The 6,236-nt window shown below is 43.0% G+C and carries 4 protein-coding genes and 4 pseudogenes; 5 read left to right on the top strand and 3 right to left on the bottom strand.

Annotated features, from left to right (window positions below; genetic code table 11):
• Nucleotides 1–200: 200 nt before the first annotated feature.
• Both DK423_RS06420 and birA read right to left on the bottom strand, forming a co-directional pair.
• Nucleotides 201–404 (bottom strand): glycine zipper 2TM domain-containing protein, encoded by a 204-nt coding sequence (locus tag DK423_RS06420; protein WP_005555701.1) that lies wholly within the window; start codon nucleotides 402–404, stop codon nucleotides 201–203.
• An 86-nt stretch (nucleotides 405–490) separates the two neighbouring features.
• The gene (gene birA, locus DK423_RS06415) at nucleotides 491–1,423 is read right to left on the bottom strand and encodes a bifunctional biotin--[acetyl-CoA-carboxylase] ligase/biotin operon repressor BirA (protein ID WP_005555698.1); all 933 of its coding nucleotides are present in this window, start codon (nucleotides 1,421–1,423) and stop codon (nucleotides 491–493) included.
• Between the two features lie 141 nt (nucleotides 1,424–1,564).
• Between birA and guaB the strand changes: the two genes are divergently transcribed.
• Together guaB and DK423_RS11590 are read left to right on the top strand one after the other, a co-directional pair.
• On the top strand, nucleotides 1,565–3,031 hold the full coding sequence (gene guaB, locus DK423_RS06410; RefSeq protein ID WP_061886053.1) for an IMP dehydrogenase: 1,467 nt from the start codon (nucleotides 1,565–1,567) through the stop codon (nucleotides 3,029–3,031).
• Nucleotides 3,032–3,134: 103 nt separating this feature from the next.
• Nucleotides 3,135–3,564 (top strand): annotated as a pseudogene (locus DK423_RS11590) (helix-turn-helix domain-containing protein).
• A 220-nt stretch (nucleotides 3,565–3,784) separates the two neighbouring features.
• Here DK423_RS11590 and DK423_RS06400 read toward each other — a convergent pair.
• Nucleotides 3,785–4,078 (bottom strand): annotated as a pseudogene (locus tag DK423_RS06400) (S24 family peptidase); the annotation flags it as partial.
• On the opposite strand from DK423_RS06400, the gene DK423_RS11345 reads away from it, so the two are divergent.
• From DK423_RS11345 to dinB, 3 genes and pseudogenes are all read left to right on the top strand, one after another.
• Nucleotides 4,068–4,364: a recombinase family protein gene (locus DK423_RS11345; protein ID WP_267895859.1), complete on the top strand. Its 297-nt coding sequence runs from the start codon at nucleotides 4,068–4,070 to the stop codon at nucleotides 4,362–4,364. The pseudogene DK423_RS06400 and the gene DK423_RS11345 sit on opposite strands and share 11 nt — an antisense overlap.
• 147 nt (nucleotides 4,365–4,511) lie before the next feature.
• A pseudogene (locus DK423_RS06390) lies at nucleotides 4,512–5,149 on the top strand (IS3 family transposase); the annotation flags it as partial.
• Nucleotides 5,150–5,467: 318 nt separating this feature from the next.
• A pseudogene (gene dinB, locus DK423_RS06385) lies at nucleotides 5,468–6,190 on the top strand (DNA polymerase IV); the annotation flags it as partial.
• Between the last annotated feature and the right edge of the window lie 46 nt (nucleotides 6,191–6,236).

Genomic DNA, 6,236 nt, shown 5'->3' with positions numbered 1-6,236 from the left:
CAGTCTGTCGTAGATAAACTCAATCTAAGACCACGAAAGTGTTTAGGCCGGAAAACACCTTATGAGGTTTACTTTAAAAAATTGTTGCACTTGGTTTGACAATTCAAGAGATAAAAAATCATGGAGAGCAAAAAAGTGCGGTCAGAAAAACACTTGAATTTCTGACCGCACTTTTGGCTTTCCGAGTTAAGTAAAATAAATTATTTGCCCACTTGGCTTCCGATTAAACCGCCAAGTGCTGCACCACCTAAAGTGGCACCGGTTGAGCCGCCGATGACGTTACCGGCGACACCGCCGATTGCAGCACCGACAGCAGTATTCCTTTGTGTTCTGCTTAAATTATGGCAGCCGGTTAAAGCCACGGCTAACGTCACGATGCCAAGAATTTGAACCAGTTTTTTCATTTTAAAACCTCATTAAATTACTAAAATAAGATGAGTAATGTTCTCGTTTTTACTCACCGCTTTAGACTTGGCTTTTATGAAAAAGTTTATTTTTTGCGTAGGGACACTTCTCCGGCGTTGAAATATTGTCTGCCGTTTTCCGTAATAACGCATAAATGTCCGGTGGCATCAATGCCTTGTTCAATACCGGAAATCGTACTTTTTTCCGTAATAACATTGATCTCCGCACCGAAATAGGCATCGTGATTAAGCCACTGTTGTTGCAGTTCGGCATCAATGCCGCGTTGTTCAAAACGTTTGAGATAACGATAAATGGTTTTCGTCATTTTGATGATAATTTGTTCGCGATCAACCTGCGGGAAAAATTCGCTTAATTCCGCCCATGGCTGATCGATTTTTTTATCCCGCCCGAGGGAAATATTCATGCCGATGCCTACAATCAGATTCAATATGCCGTTTTTGCGATTAACGATCTCCACCAAAATGCCCGCCAGTTTTCGATCATTAACTAAAATATCGTTCGGCCATTTCACTTGGAATCCGTACATATCCAACTCCGCCAATGCTTGAACGATGGCGAGACCAATCACCGAACTCAATCCGTCCAGTGATTTTGTCGGATTCAGTTGCCAATAAAAACTCATGATTATTTGCCCTGCAAAGGGGGAAATCCATTGCCTGCCACGACGCCCGCGCCCGGCGGTTTGATATTCCGCCAAGCATAAATCCCCCTTTTGTAACTGTTCCAAGTGATCCAACAAATATTGGTTAGTCGAGGAAATTACCGGTTTAAGCGTTACGCCATAAGGTGCTAAAGCTTGTGTCAAACGTGCTTCATCTAATAGCGGCATTTCCGGGATCAAATAAAGGTGATCGTTTTCCACGTCAAAACATATCCCCTGCTGCTCCAATTGGAGGAGCTCCTGTTGCAATTGCTGCGTGTCACAGCCTAAAAGTGCGGTCAGATTTTCCAATGAATTTTCAACGCCGCTCACCAATAATTCTAATAATTTCGCCATACTATTTCCTTATTGAACGAATTGCCTATATCATACGCCAAATAGCATTTTTTATAAATTTTTGTTCCCAATTTAACGCAAAATCTGTATAATTCGCCCGCAATATTTTTCCCTAAACACTCAACTAAGAGAGATATTGCAATGGCATTACGCATACAAAAAGAGGCATTGACGTTTGACGACGTTCTTCTCCTGCCCGCTCATTCTACCGTGTTACCGAACACCGCCAATCTTTCCACCCAACTCACTTCCACCATTCGCTTGAACATTCCAATATTATCCGCCGCCATGGATACCGTGACTGAAACCAAATTAGCGATTTCATTAGCGCAAGAAGGCGGTATCGGCTTTATTCATAAAAACATGACGATCGAACGCCAGGTGGACCGGGTGCGTAAAGTGAAAAAATTTGAAAGCGGCGTGGTGTCGGATCCGATTACCGTTCCGCCGAATTTGACCATCAGCGAATTAAAAGCCATTGCGCAAAAAAATGGTTTCGCGGGTTATCCCGTAGTAGATGCCGATAACAACTTAGTGGGCATTATTACCGGTCGTGACATTCGTTTCGTGTCCAATGTCAATAAAACCGTTGCCGATTTTATGACACCGAAAGATCGTTTGGTGACCGTGAAAGAAGACGCGCAACGTGAAGAAATTTTCCAACTCATGCACGAACATCGCGTGGAAAAAGTCTTGGTTGTCGGTGACAACTTTAAATTGAAAGGCATGATTACCTTAAAAGACTACCAAAAAGCCGAACAAAAACCGAATGCCTGTAAAGACGAATTCGGTCGTTTGCGCGTAGGCGCGGCAGTTGGCGCGGGCACCGGCAATGAAGAACGTATTGATGCCTTAGTAAAAGCCGGTGTTGACGTGCTATTGATCGACTCCTCTCACGGGCATTCCGAAGGCGTATTGCAACGCGTGCGTGAAACCCGCGCGAAATACCCTAACTTACCGATTATTGCAGGCAACATCGCGACAGCCGAAGGTGCCATTGCCCTAGCGGATGCGGGGGCAAGTGCGGTGAAAGTGGGCATCGGCCCCGGGTCGATTTGTACCACCCGTATCGTAACAGGCGTGGGCGTACCGCAAATTACCGCCATTTCTGACGCCGCAGAAGCATTAAAAGATCGTGGTATTCCGGTCATTGCCGACGGCGGTATTCGTTATTCCGGCGACATCGCGAAAGCCATTGCCGCCGGCGCCAGTTGCGTAATGGTCGGTTCGATGTTTGCCGGCACGGAAGAAGCCCCGGGTGAAATCGAATTGTACCAAGGTCGTGCGTTCAAATCTTATCGTGGCATGGGTTCCCTCGGCGCCATGGCGAAAGGTTCCAGCGATCGTTATTTCCAATCAGACAACGCGGCGGATAAGCTGGTGCCGGAAGGTATCGAAGGACGCATTCCTTATAAAGGCTTACTGAAAGAAATTATCCATCAACAAATGGGCGGTTTGCGCTCCTGCATGGGCTTAACCGGTTGCGCCACCATTGATGAATTACGCACCAAAGCCCAATTCGTACGCATCAGTGGCGCCGGCATTAAAGAAAGCCATGTGCATGATGTGACGATTACCAAAGAAGCACCTAATTATCGCATGAGCTAATTCAACGCATAAAAAGTGCGGTCAGTTTAAAAAACGTTTTTCAAACTGACCGCACTTGTGTTTTGCACTCCAAAACCCGTGCACCTAATTTTAGGTGCAGATTATGTCCTACCCTTATCAATTTCGTTTAAAGGTTATCAAACAGGTCACCTAACAGGATTTTGGTATCCGTGAGGTGGCTAAACTTCATCAGATCCCTCATTCTCAAGTCATTTATTGGTTAAAAGCCTTTCGTGAAAGAGGACTTGATCGCGTAAAATCGCCTTATGCTAAACCCAAAACACCCGAAATTCTGAAACCTAAAATGAAAAAAACGCAGATTGAAATGGCTGAAACAAGCGACTTTTCACCATAAGCTTTTAAAAAGCTGAAACGGGAACCCGCCCTTGCAAGAGCGGAGCTTGATTATCTAAAAAAAGTTAGCGGAATTAGACAATCAAAAACGACGGCAGAAAAAAGAAAAGTCATCGAAAAGTTCAAAGGAAAAACATGCCTTAAATGACCTGTTGCAAGTATCTGAAATTCCTCATTAGATAATTTATTATCAATAGGTTAAGCAGGATTACAGCCGGGTAAATTTGGTGTATTACAACCAAAAATGAATTAAACTCGATTTAAAGGGATTGAATCCGCTACAATACCGAGCTCAATACTTAAGCTAACTAACCTATCCAACTTTTGGGAGGAAGATCAAAGTGCGGTCGAAAAAAATAATTAAATTTTCGACCGCACTTTTTTTGTTTTATGTTCAAGTTAGGCGGCAAAACGCATGGTATTTTTGCGTTGCAGCTGATGAATCACATTGGTGACAGTGCCTACAAGCGGGAGTTTGCGCCAGTCGGCGATTTTAATATTTTCGGTTTTGGAATCGAGCGATAAGAAAACGAACTCGCCGTTTGTGTGGGCGATAAATTCATACACATGAAATTCGTTATTGACTTCAAGCACAACCAGTTCTTCAACGAATAACTCATTATTCTTTTCCACAATCAACATATCACCCACATCAATTCCCCATGCCAGCATATTCGGATTGGTGACGCGAATAATCGATACTGAAAAGCGTACAGATCCATTTGATAAAGTGAAGTTTGTGTTTATGGCTGCATTGGCAGAAATGGAACGTAATTTAATTCGAGAACGAACTATGGAGGGGCGTTTAGCAAAAGGTATAGAAGGAAAAGGGGGAAGACCGAAGGCACTCATCGAAGAGCAAGAACAGTCCTTTTTGCTTGATGTAAAAAAGCATTTTTCGTTAGCACAATTATCTCAAAAATACGGTATTTCAAGAGCTACAGCATACCGTTTAAGAAAAGCACACAAAGCGTCTTGAGAGGATATCATGACTAGACTTTATAAAATGAATGAAAATGATCTGCACCCAAAAAGTTGGACTAATCCCCAACCCACTAAGATTTTTTATGACTAAATATAACCAACTTTTCAAACGACAACTCATTGATTTTTATCTCCAACATAATATAGCTATCGACGGGTGACATTAGCATTAAGAAAAACGATGAGCATCAATCATAAGCGAGTGCAATCTCTCATGCAACATCTCGGTTTGAAGGGAAAATGCAAACAGCGAAAATATCGTTCTTATCAAGGTGAAGTCGGCAAGATTGCAGACAATTTGTTACGGCGGGATTTTAATGCGACGAAACCTAATGAAAAATGGGTCACCGATGCGAGTGAATTGAAATACGATGAAGGTAAGCTCTATTTATCACCAATTAAAGACCTCTTCAATGGCGAAATTATCGCGTATGACTTGTCGCCAAGTCCGAATTTTGAACAGATAACAAGAATGATGGAACAGGCGATGTTAAAGTTGGACGGCACAACACCGATTCTTCATTCAGACCAAGGGTGGCAATATTAAATGCAGGGTTATCAGCGTTTATTGAAGGAAAAGGCAACTGCCTTGATAATAGTGCAATGGAGAGCTTTTTCGGTCGATTAAAGGCAGAATGTTATTATGGCAAGCGGTTTGAAACCTTCGAGCAACTTGAGAAAACGCTCCACGAATAGATTCATTACTACAACCATGAATGTATTCAAGTAAAATTAAAAGGACTAAGCCCTGTGGAATACAGAACTCAGTCCTTGAATTAAAGGCATCTAACTTTTTAGGGGCAGATCAAAATTCACTTTTATTTCGTTAAAGATTATCCAATGAAATTTTTTAAATTCGTTACGTTACTTTCACTATCATCAGCCTTCATTTTTAATGCCGCCTTTGCCGCAGAGCCAAATACAAAAGGCAAAGTGCAAACAACCCAACAAACCAAGCAAAAAACGAAAAACACCCAAGAAGGCGCATTATCGCAATTTAAAAAAAGTATCGATATTCATTTTGAAGAACGGGATATTGTGGTGGATGACGATAATCAGGCGTATGTTTTGGTGAAATATTCCGTGGAGAATAAAAGTAACAAATGTGCCGGTTCCGCCACTTGGATTGCACAAGATATTCGGTCGGCGATTTTTAACGAATTGCATTTAACCGCGTCGGCGGGCGTGGCACCGTTGAAATTTTTGGCGAAAATCGCCTCCGATCAAAATAAACCCAACGGGCAGTTTGTGATCGAACCGAAAGAGGTGGCGGATTTTGTGGCGGCGTTGCCGTTGAAAAAAATTCCCGGCGTGGGCAAAGTGACCTCGGAAAAATTACTGCAAATGGTGCTGGCGACCTGTGCCAATGTGCAAAAATACGATCGCAATGCGCTGTTTAATTTGTTCGGCAAAATGGGGCAACGCATTTGGGCATATAGCCATGGCATTGATGAACGACCGGTGCAACCTCATCGAGAGCGTAAATCAGTGGGCGTGGAAATCACGTTATTGGAAAATATTGAGCAGCTCGATCAAGGGGAGGCGGTTTTGCGCAAACTGTATTCTCAATTAGTGGCGCGGGTGCAATGCGCTTGTCCGAACATGCCGTTGACGCAATTTCGTAAAATCGGTGTGAAGCTAAAATTTGAAGATTTTCAGGTCACCACCTTGGAAAAAAGTGCGGTGGATTTTTCCGAAGAAAATTTTCATCGGCTGTTGGCGCAAATTTGGCTGCGCAAACAAGGGCGCAGTGTGCGTTTAATCGGTTTGCACGTTACTTTTTCGGAAGAAAAACAATCGGAACAAATGAGCCTGTGGTAAGGGTTTTGTGATGAACATATGATTTTAGCACTTACTGTTGCCACTT

Origin of the sequence: Aggregatibacter actinomycetemcomitans (assembly GCF_003130205.1) — a bacterium.
GTDB lineage: Bacteria > Pseudomonadota > Gammaproteobacteria > Enterobacterales > Pasteurellaceae > Aggregatibacter > Aggregatibacter actinomycetemcomitans_A.
The sequence above is the reverse complement of the archived record's forward strand: the minus strand, read 5'-3'. Positions and strand labels throughout refer to the sequence as shown.

Bases quoted from the DNA above. Each gene is read 5' to 3' on its own strand.
- DK423_RS06420 (WP_005555701.1), bottom strand. From the start codon at position 404: ATGAAAAAACTGGTTCAAATTCTTGGCATCGTGACGTTAGCCGTGGCT.
- birA (WP_005555698.1), bottom strand. From the start codon at position 1,423: ATGGCGAAATTATTAGAATTATTGGTGAGCGGCGTTGAAAATTCATTG.
- guaB (WP_061886053.1), top strand. From the start codon at position 1,565: ATGGCATTACGCATACAAAAAGAGGCATTGACGTTTGACGACGTTCTT.